This is a genomic window from Qipengyuania aurantiaca (assembly GCF_019711375.1).
In the GTDB taxonomy this organism is placed as follows: Bacteria; Pseudomonadota; Alphaproteobacteria; order Sphingomonadales; family Sphingomonadaceae; genus Qipengyuania; species Qipengyuania aurantiaca.
Genome location: NZ_CP081295.1, coordinates 777,260 through 791,489 on the forward strand (window position 1 = coordinate 777,260; position 14,230 = coordinate 791,489).

The window sequence follows — 14,230 nt, forward strand, 5'->3', positions numbered from 1 at the left end:
AGGTTCAATCCGCGCTCGGCGACCCGTCGTGACTAGGCGATGCGCGAACCTGGCGCGATGTTTCGGTCAGGGCTGCTCTTTGCGGATTAGATAGCGCCAGACCCCCCAAGCATTGATGACAAGCAGAACTAAATTCATTGCCGCGATCGGCATAGCATCCTCGTTGAGACCGGAATAGATCCACATAAGGGAAACCGCAGTAAAGAGGACGAACCCCCATCCGGTCAGCCTCCGCCCCATATCGAGCGCAATCAGTCCGGCCGCGATTATCGTTCCTACTGATGCGATCCACTCGACCGGTCCTTCCATGCGACGCTCCTTTCACCCTCGATAAAAGATCAGATGGTTCAGAATTTACTGCGGGCACAACTCTTCCAAAGGTTAGGAAGCGGTGGTTCACCCACAGGGCCTCGGGTCGCTGGATCGTATTAGACGTGGCCCTTGGCAGAAGCTCTTGGCCAATTGCTTGGTGGGCGTGTGAGCGCTTGTGTGACGAGCTTACTACGATTTTGGCGTTGGTCTTTAAGGCAGTCGAATATAGCCTCGTAATGGCTGGAGGGGGGCGATAAGCTGGAAAGCCCCGTTTGTCGGAAATGTCTGCTCACCGCATCGGCCCTTCATCGCAATAACGTCAGAAATCGGGTCGTTAGCGGAAGTTCTGCTTTTGCGAAAATCTGGCAAGAAGCAGACCCACCCTTGGTGGCATCCCTATAGCCATACAGACCGCCGATCCACGATCCGCTGGAAGCCTGCAGCGAATGAGGTCGCTCTGGCTCGCAGCAAAGTTCGTCTGCCGTCCGCAGTCCGTGTGAACACGAGCTTTGATGAGCCAACATCCCTACGCCAGAGTTCAGCAAATCGTTCGGCATTTTCCTTGCGAGCACCGAGCACAGCGGGAACGGCGTGGTAATCAACCCGCTTCTTTATGCCGAGCCATGAATTGCGCACGTGCAGGTATCGTGGGTTCTGCACCGGTCCGAGAATTTCCGCGATCGCCTGCATGACCTGCCGTTCGGCGGCCCGGCTCACTCCGGTCAGGACGATATCCTTGCGCCCGTCCAAGCTTGTGCGGATTTCGACCTGCGCGGTATCCTGTTCGCGCTCGCTAATGACGTCGGCATCGAACAGCGACCTCAAGACGACAAGGGTTACCGCTTCCAGACTGCTTTCCAAAGAACCGTTGCGCCAAGCAAGCCTCCCAGCCTTTGCCAGACGGGGCAGGCTTGCGAGCGTGGCAACACCGGCAAGCCCCATCGCGATGACCCCAATTCCTTCGTAGGATGCAGGTCCCCGCAGTTCGTTGGCCGCTGCAAATGCTCCGCTAGCCGCCGCGCTCCAACCTAGAGCCTGCAAAGTGTCGAACCAGCTTAGCGCTCGCGGTGCGTAACGGGGAGCCGCAGTTTCGCGCACCTGCGCTCGCTCGGCCCCTTCACCGAGCGAAACCTTCCAGCGTTCTGCAATGGCTGGACGGTCCGCTGCGGCTGCAAATGTCGCGAGGTTCGCGAATGCCGCCGGTTTTGAAGGATCGAGGCCCAGGCGGGCAACACCGTCTTCGATAAGGGTAGACGCTCCATTGGAAATGCCTTCAAACGCCTTGAAGCGGCGCGCGACCACCTCGATGTCGGACAATCCGGGTGCCCCTCCATCGTTGAGGAAGCCCCAGTTGAATGTCGAGACAACCGCATCCCAACTTTCGCGATCTTCCGGATCGACTGTCGCCAGATGCCAGATATTGGCTACCTTGTCGGGCCTAGCCGGATCGATCCGGATTGCTCGTCCGCGCATCTGGTTGGACAGCATGAAAGAAGCCGTATTGCTCGCAAGTACCAAGCTGTTGAGCGCTGGCGCATCCCATCCCTCGCCGAGTAGCGACTGCGTGCCAACGAGTATGCGAATGAAGCCGCGTGTGAACAAAGCCGTGACGAGGCGGACCAGTTCAGCGGTGCCACCGGTCCTACATTCGATACGCACGTGTTCCGGGCAACCCGGCAGATCGCTTGCTCGAAACTTGCCAGGATCGATGTGCAAGTCTGCGGCGACCCGGTCGAGCTTCGGCAGGGCGCGCTTTGGAAGGATGACCAGGCTACCAGTCAGAACGCCGAGATAATCATCGGCGATGCCTGAGCGCCGCAGTTTTTCGAAGATTGGCACTACGCCGAGCTTGGCAGGCTTAAACTCTGCATCCGGACGGTTTGGGAGCTCACCAGCGCGAATATGATCGGATAATACGACCATGCGCAAATCGTCGTCCAGCGCAGACTGTTCTGCTTTCGCAATGTCCACAATCGAATCCAGTTTTGCGAGGCTGGAGGCCATCAGTTTGAACACTGAACGTGTGTGCTGCAGACGAACCCGGCCGCCTTCGATCAGGCCATGACGGCTCAGCCGATCGCACAGGCTCTTGAGCCGCGCCGGATCGAGCGGAAACGAGGCCGTTTGTTGCGATATCACTCCGTCCAGAAAGCGTTCGAGCCAGAACAGCGATGGCTGCGGCACATTGCGCGTCGACACGCCGAGGAGCTTGAGCGGGGGGCGGGGCAGTTCCCGTCCGGCTGATGCCAGCAGAACGAGCGCTGCCGATAGCATCTCGGGCGCTTCGAGGATCTTTTCGACATGTGCTTCCGATTCAGTGAGCCAGGGGTGTTCTGCCAGCCAGTCCAGCAACCCGTCGTCTTCGCGCAATTCCATGTGCAGCGAACCGATGGCCGCCCGCCTTCTATCGAGTTGCGCCAGAGCATCTTCGGTCGGTTCCGACAGGATGAGGTGATCCTGATGAGGACATAGATCGCCATTGCGCACCAGTTCGGGAATGCCGATTTCGAGGTCTATCGGCCCGCACAGTTCCTCGTAGCGAGACCATTCGGCGAAGCTGGCATCATAAGGCGGCGTTGCAGTTAGCGCGACCAGACGAACATGCTCTAGCCGGTTGGCCAGCTCGTTGAGGCATTTCCACCACTCCCGGCGCAGGTGATGTGCTTCGTCCAGAACCAGCGTCAGCGATCCTCGACCATTCAGCTTTTCAATCAAAGCATCGAGTTCCTCACCGCGACGCAGGCTATCGAGCGACTGGTAAGTCGCCAGTGTCAGTTCCTGGGGGTTTTCCAGATCGCGAGAGATTTCTGCAGCTTGAGGTGGGATGTCTAGAAACAGCGGGCAAAGACGGTGTGCCCACTGTTCGCGAATGGCGATCGTCGGAGCAAATACCAGAGCCGGCCTTCCGATCCGGCGCATGATCTCGAGCCCGAGAACGGTCTTTCCAGCGCCAGGAGCTGCAACAACGTGCAGTCTATCGTCAGCAAAATGCTCGTCCATCTCTTCAAGGACCCTCGCCTGATAGTCGCGCCAGGTCCCTTTGAAGTTCATATCCTTGAGCATGTCGTATGGGTTAGCGCCGTTCGCGGAATTCGCCTATCGCGATGTCAGCTATTTGCACTCGGCATATGCAAAGCTGACTGTCTCCTTACGGCCCCAAATCTGACTTGAGGGCTAGTCTCGCTGGATGACTGAAATTGGGCCGTTACCGGACCGTCCGCTGGTGGTTGCCAGTTACGGCAAAGCGGACATTCGTTGGCAACCCGATTGCGGCATCTCAGAATTGATGATGAGCGCCTGGCTTCGGGGACGTTGCGTAATCGGTGATCGCGATCATGGTCCTGTAGCTACTTACTAACAAGAGTCCGCTCACGACGCAGATCGCGACAGGTGTGCAGAGTTAAAAATGCGCGGAGAGCGAAGTGTCGGCCAAATGAGCGCAAACGTACATCGACGCACAACCGCGTTCGGCCCTAAAGCTGCATATCGATGAGGCCCGAGCACTTCAGCAATCGCGCTCCTATTACCCTCAGTTGCAAAGGCGGCCCACAAATACAGAAGCGGTGATCGCTTTCATAATGCGGTTTCACCGACCGCTTTCCAAGCTCCTCGCAAGGGTAGGATTGGCGAACTGAAGGCCCGCTTGATTTCGGATGACCTTTAGAAGGAGTACTTGGTCGAAACTTGGACCTTCTGCAGGTTTCCGGACTCTCCGCTCTCGAGCGTGCGCTCGGCGTACATGTATTCGAGGCCGATATCGATCGGGCTTGACGGCGAGTATATGACGTTTGCCAGCACGTTCCAGCTTTCGTCGGTCACCGCGCCGCTGGTGAGCACGACCGGGTTGTCCGCCTTGAAGTAGGCCCCAGCCACGCTCGAGCGAAGCTTGTCCGACCATAGGTGGCGATAGGCAGCGAAACCCGAATAGGTGAAGATCGGGTCGAGATCTCCGTTGGCGTCGAGCGCCGCGTCATTGACGATGTTGAGACCGATGTAACGGCCAAGGCCGTCGCCGACCGTGCCCATGAAGCGGAGGTCGTCCTTGGCGCCAAGCGCGATCTTGCCCGACAGGCTGAAGCCGTAGCCGACTGCACTGTCCTCGCCGGTACCGAAGTCGTCATCGGTAATGCGCAGGTTGCGCAGAATGCCTGAAGCGGTAATCGAGCCCCAGTCACCGCCGAGATTGTAACGGGCAACGAAGTCGGGGAGCGTGTCGTCACCGGCCAGCAGACGGCCACCCGCAGGCGTCGTCACAGTCGTTTCCGGCTGTTCGACTGCCAGCATCAGCCCGCCATTGGTATAGCGGACCATGGGTTGGCGCGCGAAGACCGTGCCAGGCGTCGTTCCAATGAAATCAAGGCTGTCAGGCAGCGCGCCGACGTTCTGGAAAGTCGACCACGTCTGGCCGAACAGCCAGTTGTCATAGGTAATGAAGGCCTGACGCAGGCGCGGCTGGTAGCTGTTGGAGATGCGCTCGTCGCCGTTCGGCGTGACCATGAAGTCCAGCTCGATCTGCGAGTTAAGCTTGTGCTCGGCACCAACGTCGGTCGACGTCTTGAAGATGAAGCGCGACTGGCGGGCGTTGAAATCGGTATCCCAGCCCGAGGCTTCCCCGCCGACCGGAATGACGCCGGGAATGAGGAAATCGCGCACGATGCTGCCCGAGGCGACCTGCCCGCCGCTGGTGCGCTGGGAAATCGCATCAAGCTTGACGTATCCGGCATAGGAAACCGTGGTGTTGCCGACGCGGAAGCCCTTGTCTTCCTGCTTCTTGGGCTCCTCGATCTGCGCGGCAAGCTCTTCCTGGCGTGCCTGCATTGCCCTGGTTTCGGCGAGGGCCGCCTCGGCCGCTGCAGCGCTTTCGGCCTGGTTGGCCTCCATCTGGCCTTCCTGCGCATCGAGTCGTTCGATCAGCCCCATGACCAGCGTCTCGAGCCGGTCGAGCCGCGCTTCGAACTCTGCGTCCTGCGCTGCGGCTGGCGTCGCCGCGAGGCAGGTCCCCGCCAGAAGAGCTACGCGAAATCCTTTCCTTACCTTGCAGCCAAGCATGTCCAATCTCCCTCGTTTGTTATGGGGAGGGACAATGCACCTCCATCATAGGAAGGATAAATCGGCAGATAGTCGTAAGACCTTGGTCTGACAGCGAAGCCCCTTGCCCTAGTGCTATTCCGAGTCGGGAAAGGGAGACCGACCATGCTCAATGCAGTTCACCGGATCAGCGACGCCACCGAAACCCACTGCACGCCGGAACAGTATGACGAGCTGTACCGCCGTTCGGTCGAGGACAGCGAGGGTTTTTGGCTCGAACAGGCAAAGCGACTGGACTGGACGTGCGCGCCGACCAGGGCCGGCCATTGGTCCTTTGACCCGGTCGAGATCAGCTGGTTCGCCGACGGCACTCTCAACCTATGCCACAATGCAGTTGATCGCCACCTGGCAGAGCGCGGCAATGAAACCGCGCTGATCTTCGAACCCGACGATCCGCAAAGCCCCGGTCGCACCCTCACCTATCGCCAGCTTCACGCTGAAGTTGTCGCGATGGCGAATGCGCTCAAGGCGCTGGGCGTCACCAAGGGCGAGCGCGTGACCATCTACATGCCCATGGTCGTGCAGGGCGTCACCGCGATGCTCGCCTGCGCAAGGCTGGGCGCGATCCACTCTGTCGTGTTCGGCGGGTTCTCACCCGAGGCGCTGGCCGGCCGGATCGAGGGTTGCGGCAGCCGCTTCGTGATTACTGCCGACGAGGGCCTGCGCGGAAGCAAGCGCGTGCCGCTCAAGGCCAATGTCGATGCTGCTCTCGACCAGCTAGGCGAGGACACGGGCGTCAAAGGCGTCCTCGTCGTTAGCCATACCGGCGGCGAGATTGCCATGACAGCCGGCCGCGACCAGTGGTACCACGAGCTTGCCAGTGATGCCGATTGCCCGTGCGAGGAAATGAACGCGGAGGACCCGCTGTTCATCCTCTACACCTCGGGCTCTACAGGAAAGCCCAAGGGCGTGGTTCACACGACCGGTGGCTACGGCGTCTGGACCGCCACGACCTTCAACTACGTATTCGATTACCAGCCCGGCGAAGTGTTCTGGTGCACTGCCGATATCGGATGGATCACCGGCCACAGTTATATCGCCTACGGCCCGCTCCTGAACGGAGCGACACAGGTCATCTTCGAGGGCGTGCCTAGCTATCCCGATCACAGCCGCTTCTGGGAGGTGGTCGAGAAGCACAAGGTCAACATCCTCTACACTGCGCCCACGGCGATCCGCGCGCTGATGCGCGAGGGCGACGACTTCGTGACCAGGCACGACCGGTCCTCGCTCCGCCTGCTCGGCACCGTGGGCGAGCCGATCAATCCGGAAGCCTGGCGCTGGTATTTCGAGACTGTCGGCGAGAAGCGCTGCCCGATCGTCGATACCTGGTGGCAGACCGAAACCGGCGGGGTGATGATCACCACGCTACCTTCGGCACATGACATGAAACCCGGTAGCGCGGGATTGCCCTTCTTCGGGATCCAGCCGCAGCTGGTCGATAATGAGGGCGCTGTTCTCGATGGCGCGACCGAGGGCAATCTGTGCATCACGCATAGTTGGCCCGGGCAGGCGCGGACGGTCTATGGCGATCACGAGCGCTTCGTGCAGACCTATTTCAGCACCTACGAAGGCAAGTATTTCACCGGAGACGGCTGCCGCCGCGACGAGGACGGTTATTACTGGATCACCGGCCGCGTCGACGACGTGATCAACGTCTCGGGCCACAGGATGGGCACGGCCGAGGTCGAGAGCGCGCTGGTGAGCCACGCGAAGGTCGCCGAGTCTGCGGTCGTCGGGTACCCGCACGATATCAAGGGACAGGGCATTTACTGCTACGTCACCTTGAACGCCGGCGAAGAGGGTTCGGACGAGCTCTATGCCGAACTGCGCGGCCACGTCCGCAAGGAAATCGGCCCGATCGCCTCGCCCGACCATATCCAGTTCACCGACGGCCTGCCCAAGACGCGGAGCGGCAAGATCATGCGCCGGATCCTGCGCAAGATCGCGGAGAACGAATATGGTTCGCTGGGCGATACTTCCACACTGGCGGACCCAAGCCTTGTTGATCGGTTGATCGAAGGACGGCAGAACCGCTGAGCATCATGGCCCAGCGCATCATCATCGCCGACGACCACCCGCTGTTCCGCACGGCGCTCAGCCATGCGGTGGCCAAGGTGTGGCCAGATGCGGAGATCGTCGAAGCGTCGAGCGCGGGAGAAGCGCGCCGCGAGGTCGAGCAGGGGGCGGAAGCCTTGTTGCTCGATCTTCACATGGAGGATTCGAACGGTCTTTCGACGCTGATGGACTTCCGCCAGGATCATCCCGCCCTGCCGGTCATCATTGTGTCGGCAAGCGAGGACCCGAGGGTGTATGCCGCGGCCAACCAGCTTGGCGCTGCAGCCTTCATCCCGAAATCCGCCAGCCTCGACGAAATGCGCGAGGCGCTCTCTTGCGTCCGCGAGGGCGACCGCTGGTTTCCCGACAGCGAAGACGAAACCGATGACGACCTCGCCCGCATCGCGTCACTCACCCCGGCGCAGCGTCGCATCCTCGGCCAGCTCAACGAGGGCCTGCTGAACAAGCAGATCGCCTATGAGCTCGATATCAGCGAAGCGACCGTGAAAGCCCACATTACGGCGATCTTCCGCAAGCTAGGCGTGGTCAATCGCACACAGGCCGTCCTGCTGGCCGGCAAGCTTATCGTCGATCAGGACACGGCGGATCCGGCCGAGGCCTGACCGCCTGCCTGCGCCCGGGCGATGCAATCGGAAATCAGGGCCCGTAGCGCAGCCGGCGAAGACGGTTTGAGCAACCGGTTCGCGCCCATCCGCTTCGCCGCAGCTTCGGTCTCCTCGCCTGCCTCCGCGGTGAGCAGGATCGCGGGAGGCCGCACCCCCCATTCCTTCGTCAGCGCATCGTAGACACCGTCACCACGTTCATCGTCGTCCAGGCGGAAATCCATGATTGCCATATCGGGTGCTGCCGGACATACGGCCCGCGCCTCGGCAAGACTGCCGGCACAGGTGACCTGAAGGCCCCACTTCGAAAGCACGGTCGATGTCGCGCTGAGAGCGGCGGGATCGTTATCGACCACCAGCACCCTTGCATCCGCAATCGCCGAGGCGCGCCGCTTCGGTTTGGCCTTGGGCCGCGTCTGCCAGCGCAGGACCGGCAGGCTGGCGGAAAAGCGGCTTCCCTTTCCGATCACCGAGCGCGTGACGATTTCGACGTCGAGCAGCGCGGCGATCCTGCGCACGATGGCAAGCCCGAGGCCGAGGCCTTCCCGGTTGCTCGAGGCGCCGCGCTGGAACTCGCCGAACAGCCGCTCGACATCCTTCTCCGCGATCCCCGGACCGGTATCGTAGACGCATAGAGAAATATCCTCTCCATCCCTGCGCACGCCGAGCAGGACCCCGCCCTCTTCGGTGTAGCGCACAGCGTTGCTCACGAGGTTGCGCGTAATGCTCGCCAGAAGGGCGCGGTCGGTATGCAACCACGCACTCGTCCGCACGCAGCGGAAACGCAGCCCCTTTTCCTCCGCCTGCACGGCAAACTCGCGCTCGATCTCGCGGAAGATCTCCTCGAGCGCGACAGGTTCGAGCTTCGGCTCGATCCCGCCGCCGTCGAGCTTGGAGATATCGAGCAGCGCGCGGATCAGGCGGTCGGCAGAGGAAATCGAACCGTCGAGATCCCTGACGAGGCGCTCGAGCTGGTCGCGTCCGCGCACCTCCTCGCCGAGAGCGGAGGCGAACAGCCTCGCCGCATTGAGCGGCTGGATCAGATCGTGACTGGCAGCAGCAAGGAAGCGCGTCTTGGACTGGGTCGCAGCTTCGAGCTTCTCGTTTGCCTCGATAAGCTGACGCGTACGCTCCGCGACCTTCTGCTCGAGCGCCTGCTCGGCCCGGCGCTCTGCCGTCACATCGCTGTAGCTGGTCACATAGCCGCCGCCCGGTGCCGGATTGCCGACGATCAGCATGATGCGCCCGTCGGGCTGCTCGCGTTCCATGCGGTGCGTCCTGCCTGCCCGCATGTGGTCGAGGCGGCGCGCGATCTGGCGCTCGATCTCGTCTTCGTCAGTGCCGCCGAGCCGCAGATTGAAGCGGATGAGCTCTGCGATTGGCGTTCCCACACTGGCCAGTTCGTCGGGCAGTCCGAACATTTCCTGATAGCGGCTATTCCATGCCACGAGGTTCATGTCGGCATCCACCAGCGCCACGCCCTGGTCGATGTTCTCGATCGCGAGCTGGAGCAGGGCGCCGCTGAAAGTCAGGCGCCGGTTGGTCTCGTCGAACATGGCGACGACCTTTTCCAGTGGCACCGGGTCGCCCTGTGACCAGCTCGCCATCAGCATCCGGGCCGACGGCGTTCCGACGACCCCAGCAATAGTGCGCTCGGCAAGCGCCATCACTTCCTGGTCGGCAGGCGCGTCGTCGCGATAGGCGTCCCCGAGGGTTTCGAGCGCCCGCTTCTGGCCGACGAATTGCGCGAGCAGGAGACGGATGTCGCCGACGCGTTTGCTGGTTGCGAAAGAAGGGCGCGTACCCGGGGGTGTCATGCCCACGAATGCCGCAGCCTGCGCGGCATCCACAAGCGTTTCCTGGCCGAAAGCGGAACCGGTCCAATAGGCAGCGACATTGGCGCCGAGGCTGAGGAGCACGCCTGAAACGAGCATATCGGGATGGATTGCAAGCGGCGGGGCCTGTCCTGTCGCCGAGGGAAGGATGAGCAACGTCAGCCAGCACACGAAGCCCGCGACCAGCCCGCAGACCATGCCGACCTTGTTGCCGTGGCGGCTGACCATGCCCAATACCAGCCCGGGCGCAAACTGCGCCATCGCTGCGAAGGCCAGCGTACCGAGGCCAGCAAGGTTCGCGGCGGCACCGAAGCCCAGATAGAACAGGTAGGCGAAGAACAGGAGCGCCGCGATGACGAGGCGCCGTACCATGAGGAGGCGGGTCGCAAGCCGGGAACGGTCCCCTCGCCCGCGCAGCTCTCGCCGGAATACAAGCGGCGACACGAGGTCGTTCGTAATCATGGCCGAGAGCGCCACGCTGGCGACCACGATCATGCCGGTCGAAGCCGCGAAACCGCCGATAAAGACGAACAGTGCGAGAGCCTCGTTCCCCCTGGCCAGCGGCAGGGCCATCACGATCATGTCCGAAGGCGTGGACGCTGGCAGGATGGCCAGGCCCGCCAACACGATCGGGACAATCACCAGAGAGGTCAGCAGGAGGTAGCCAGGGAAGAGCCACTGCATCGTGTGGCTTGCCCGGTCGGTCTGGGCCTCCACGAAGGTCATGTGGAACTGCCGCGGAAGGCATAGCGCGGCACAAGCTGCGATAAGCGTCAGTATGGCGAAGCGGGCATCGATCTGCGTGGCGGAAAAGGGCGAGGCCCCGGCCATCGTGGTGCTTTCCGTGGCGAAGATGAGCATTAGGGCAAAGGCTGCCACAGCCAGCAATGCGAGAAGCTTCACGACAGATTCGACGGCGATCGTGAGGACCAGCCCCGCATTGTCGCCGGCGCTGTCTCCCCTGCGCGAACCGAACAGGATCGCGAACAATGCCATGCTCCCCGCCACGAGCAGGACCAGTTCATCTGCCGAAACGCTGGATTGCAGGTCGGGATCGAGGGCAAGCAGCGTTGCGCCGACCGATTGGAGTTGCAGCGCCATGTATGGCAGCGAGCCAATGGTGGCGATAACCGTCACCAGCGCCGCAACCAGTGCACTCTTGCCGTAACGGGCCGAAAGGAAGTCGGCGATCGAGGTGGAATGCTGCGCCTTCGCCTGCGCGAGGATGCGCCGCACCAATCCGTAGCCGACTGTGAAAACGAGGATCGGTCCAAGGTAGATGGGCAGGTAGTGCCAGCCCGCACTCGCCGCCGATCCTACCCCGCCGAAAAAGGTCCAGCTGGTGCAGTAGACCGCGAGGCTGAGGCCGTAGATCCAGTCGCGCCTGCGCCGGGAAAGCGCGTGCCCCGACTGGCCGAGCCGGTCCTGCCGCGCAGCCAGCCAGAATAGCAGCGCGAGATAAAGCGTAGCCGCCAGGATTGCTGCACCAAACAGCATCTCATCCTCCCTCCGCTTGCCAGCCTAACCCAAGGCCGTGAACTTGCAAAGAAAAGGGCGACACCGCGCGGTGCCGCCCCTCTTCTGTGAGAGCCACGAAGGGCTTAGTGGGCGTGGGCTTCCCCTGCTCCGCGCGGGACGCGGATAGAGTCCACCAGCTTCTTGATCTCGACCGGCGGACTGGCCGTCATCTTCGAGACCGCGATGGCGATGGCGAAGTTCAGCACCATGCCGACCACGCCGATGCCTTCGGGAGAGATGCCGAAGAGCCAGTTCTCCGCCACGTTCGCTTCCGGGTTCATCAGCTTGAAGTAGAAGATGTAGCTGAAGGTGAAAGCGAGGCCTGAGACCATTCCCGCGATCGCCCCTTCTTTGTTCATCGACTTCGAGAAGATGCCCATGAAGATGGCCGGAAACAGGCTGGCAGCGGCAAGGCCGAAGGCAAAGGCGACCACCTGCGCCACCCATCCTGGCGGATAGATGCCGAGATAACCTGCCACCACGATCGCCGCTGTTGCCGCAATTCGCGCTGCCATCAGCTCGCCCTTCTCCGATATGTCCGGCTTGAAGGTCGATTTGAGCAGGTCGTGGCTGACCGAGCTGGAGATCACCAGCAACAGGCCCGCTGCCGTCGACAAGGCTGCGGCTAGGCCACCGGCTGCAACCAGCGCGATCACCCATCCCGGCAGATTGCCGATCTCGGGGTTGGCGAGGACCATGATGTCGCGGTCGACATAGATCTCGTTCTCGCTGTCGGCGACCGGCGCATTGGTCACCATGCGTTCGCCCGAGGCGCCAGTGCCTTCACCGAATTCCGGTGCGCCTGCGAAGGCATCACCGTTGCGATACTGCATGACGCCGTCGCCGTTCTTGTCCTGGAAGGCGATGAGGTCATTGCGCTCCCAGTTCTTGAACCACTCGGGAGCCTGCGAATACTCGGTCTCGTTCACCGTATCGATGAAGTTGATCCGGGCGAAGGCACCGACCGCGGGTGCGGTAGTGTAGAGCAGCGCGATGAATACCAGCGCCCAGCCAGCCGACTTGCGGGCATCCGACGCCTTGGGAACGGTGAAGAAGCGCACGATCACATGCGGGAGACCCGCCGTGCCCACCATCAGCGCAAGCGTGATGCAGAACACGTCGATCATGCTCTTCGACCCGTCGGTATACTCCCCGAAACCCAAGTCGCTCAGCACGAGATTGAGCTTCTGCAGGACGTACAGGCCGGACCCGTCGTTCACCGTCGAACCCAGGCCGATCTGCGGGATCGGGTTGCCCGTGATCATGAAGCTCAGGAAGAACGCCGGCACCATGTAGGCGAAGATCAGCACGCAGTATTGCGCGACCTGCGTATAAGTGATGCCCTTCATCCCGCCGAGCACGGCGTAGACGAAGACGATGCCCATGCCGATGATGACGCCCCAGAAGATCTGCACGTCGAGGAAGCGCGAGAACACGATCCCCACGCCGCGCATCTGGCCTGCGATATAGGTGAAGCTGATGAAGATCAGGCAGATCACCGCCACCACTCGCGCGGTCTTGGAATAGTACCGCGTGCCGATGAAATCAGGGACGGTGAACTGGCCGAACTTGCGCAGGTACGGCGCCAGCAGGAGGGCAAGCAGCACGTAGCCGCCGGTCCAGCCCATCAGGTAGACGCTGGCATCATAGCCGAGGAAGGCGATGAGGCCCGCCATCGAGATGAAGCTAGCCGCGCTCATCCAGTCGGCGGCGGTTGCCATGCCGTTCACGACCGGGTTCACCCCGCCGCCGGCAACGTAGAATTCCTTCGTCGAACCGGCCCGCGACCAGATCGCGATACCAATGTACAGCGCGAAGCTGAGGCCGACGAAAATGTAGATCAGGGTCTGTGTGTCCATAATCGCCTCCTCAGTCGTCGAGATCGTACTTGCGCTCGAGCGCCTTCATACGGACGACGTAGAAAACGATGAGCGCGATGAAGATGTAGATGGAGCCCTGCTGGGCGAACCAGAAGCCGAGAGGGTATCCGCCGAGCATGAATTGGTCGAGGAAGTCGCGGAACAGGATTCCGGCCCCGAAGGAGCAGGCGAACCAGATCGCCATGAGTGAGACCAGCAGGCGGATATTGTCGCGCCAGTAGGCGCCCTCCGCTTCGCTGGTGGTGTGGGTGTCTGTCTCGTCGGCCATCGCCTCCCCCTTTTCTCTCTCTGTTCGCCGCCCGTAGATTCGGGAGCTTCAAAGCAAGGCTAGGCAGGCCATGTCACCGCGACGAGCGCGACATTAGTCTAATGGCTTTCGATGGCTCCAAGCCGCGTGTCCGCCGACATTCGCGACAACTGGGCGAGCAGCAGCTCTGCAGCCGCAATGGCATCGGCCAGCGCGTCGTGTTGATCGTGCGCTGGCAGATTGTAACGTTCGCGGGTTGCGGCGAGGCGATAGGCCTCGCCGCCCGGCAGATTGGGCTTCAGCTTGCGTTCGAGCGCCAGCGTGCAGACGGTCCTGACCGGAATGGCGAGACCCAAGGCGGCTTTGGAAATGCGGGCAATGGCATCACGCTCGACGCTCGCCCCATGCGCAACGATGATCTTCCCGGCGAATTCGCGCAGAAAAAGATCGACGGTGTCCAGCAAGGCAGCGCCGCCGCGCGCACGCTGCTCTCCGATCCCGTGAACGGTCACTGCCTGATCGTCGAGCTGTCGCAAGCTGCGGACGTCGGTGCTTCGCGCCGAAGAAAGATCGATGCCTCCGTAGCTCACTGCGACCCAACCGGCCTGCAACACATGCGCGCCGCGTGCAAGGCCGTCCAATTCGAAGTCGAGCGCCATCAGCGGCGCTTCC

At 61.8% G+C, this 14,230-nt stretch carries 9 protein-coding genes; 2 read left to right on the forward strand and 7 right to left on the reverse strand.

Features of this window, described 5'->3' with window-relative positions; translation table 11 throughout:
* Positions 1–66: 66 nt before the first annotated feature.
* The 3 genes from K3148_RS03880 to K3148_RS03890 all read right to left on the reverse strand — a co-directional run bounded on the left by K3148_RS03880 (position 67) and on the right by K3148_RS03890 (position 5,361).
* Complete coding sequence (locus tag K3148_RS03880) at positions 67–309, reverse strand: hypothetical protein (RefSeq protein WP_221426010.1); 243 nt, start codon at positions 307–309, stop codon at positions 67–69.
* Positions 310–708: 399 nt separating this feature from the next.
* The gene (locus tag K3148_RS03885; RefSeq protein ID WP_221426011.1) at positions 709–3,375 is read right to left on the reverse strand and encodes a DEAD/DEAH box helicase family protein; all 2,667 of its coding nucleotides are present in this window, start codon (positions 3,373–3,375) and stop codon (positions 709–711) included.
* A gap of 597 nt (positions 3,376–3,972) precedes the next feature.
* The gene (locus tag K3148_RS03890) at positions 3,973–5,361 is read right to left on the reverse strand and encodes a DcaP family trimeric outer membrane transporter (protein ID WP_221426012.1); all 1,389 of its coding nucleotides are present in this window, start codon (positions 5,359–5,361) and stop codon (positions 3,973–3,975) included.
* A gap of 144 nt (positions 5,362–5,505) precedes the next feature.
* Between K3148_RS03890 and acs the strand changes: the two genes are divergently transcribed.
* Together acs and K3148_RS03900 are read left to right on the forward strand one after the other, a co-directional pair.
* Positions 5,506–7,437, forward strand: coding sequence for an acetate--CoA ligase (gene acs / locus K3148_RS03895; RefSeq protein WP_221426013.1), 1,932 nt, complete (start codon positions 5,506–5,508; stop codon positions 7,435–7,437).
* Between the two features lie 5 nt (positions 7,438–7,442).
* Entirely contained in the window at positions 7,443–8,078 is a 636-nt protein-coding gene (locus tag K3148_RS03900) for a response regulator transcription factor (protein WP_221426014.1), read from the forward strand.
* Here K3148_RS03900 and K3148_RS03905 read toward each other — a convergent pair.
* The 4 genes from K3148_RS03905 to K3148_RS03920 form a co-directional block, all read right to left on the reverse strand.
* A complete protein-coding gene (locus K3148_RS03905; RefSeq protein ID WP_221426015.1) occupies positions 8,048–11,410 on the reverse strand; it encodes a PAS-domain containing protein in 3,363 nt (1,120 codons plus the stop codon). The genes K3148_RS03900 and K3148_RS03905 overlap by 31 nt on opposite strands.
* A gap of 104 nt (positions 11,411–11,514) precedes the next feature.
* Positions 11,515–13,290 carry a sodium:solute symporter family protein gene (locus tag K3148_RS03910; RefSeq protein WP_221426016.1) on the reverse strand — a complete coding sequence of 592 codons (1,776 nt, stop codon included), beginning with the start codon at positions 13,288–13,290 and terminating at the stop codon, positions 11,515–11,517.
* Positions 13,291–13,300: 10 nt separating this feature from the next.
* On the reverse strand, positions 13,301–13,579 hold the full coding sequence (locus K3148_RS03915; protein ID WP_067503060.1) for a DUF4212 domain-containing protein: 279 nt from the start codon (positions 13,577–13,579) through the stop codon (positions 13,301–13,303).
* 98 nt (positions 13,580–13,677) lie between these two features.
* Positions 13,678–14,217, reverse strand: a complete 540-nt coding sequence (locus K3148_RS03920; protein ID WP_067672175.1) for a 3'-5' exonuclease — start codon at positions 14,215–14,217, stop codon at positions 13,678–13,680.
* Positions 14,218–14,230 lie beyond the last annotated feature (13 nt).

Bases quoted from the DNA above. Each gene is read 5' to 3' on its own strand.
- acs (WP_221426013.1), top strand. From the start codon at position 5,506: ATGCTCAATGCAGTTCACCGGATCAGCGACGCCACCGAAACCCACTGC.
- K3148_RS03880 (WP_221426010.1), bottom strand. From the start codon at position 309: ATGGAAGGACCGGTCGAGTGGATCGCATCAGTAGGAACGATAATCGCG.
- K3148_RS03900 (WP_221426014.1), top strand. From the start codon at position 7,443: ATGGCCCAGCGCATCATCATCGCCGACGACCACCCGCTGTTCCGCACG.
- K3148_RS03885 (WP_221426011.1), bottom strand. From the start codon at position 3,375: ATGCTCAAGGATATGAACTTCAAAGGGACCTGGCGCGACTATCAGGCG.
- K3148_RS03890 (WP_221426012.1), bottom strand. From the start codon at position 5,361: ATGCTTGGCTGCAAGGTAAGGAAAGGATTTCGCGTAGCTCTTCTGGCG.
- K3148_RS03905 (WP_221426015.1), bottom strand. From the start codon at position 11,410: ATGCTGTTTGGTGCAGCAATCCTGGCGGCTACGCTTTATCTCGCGCTG.
- K3148_RS03910 (WP_221426016.1), bottom strand. From the start codon at position 13,290: ATGGACACACAGACCCTGATCTACATTTTCGTCGGCCTCAGCTTCGCG.
- K3148_RS03920 (WP_067672175.1), bottom strand. From the start codon at position 14,217: ATGGCGCTCGACTTCGAATTGGACGGCCTTGCACGCGGCGCGCATGTG.
- K3148_RS03915 (WP_067503060.1), bottom strand. From the start codon at position 13,579: ATGGCCGACGAGACAGACACCCACACCACCAGCGAAGCGGAGGGCGCC.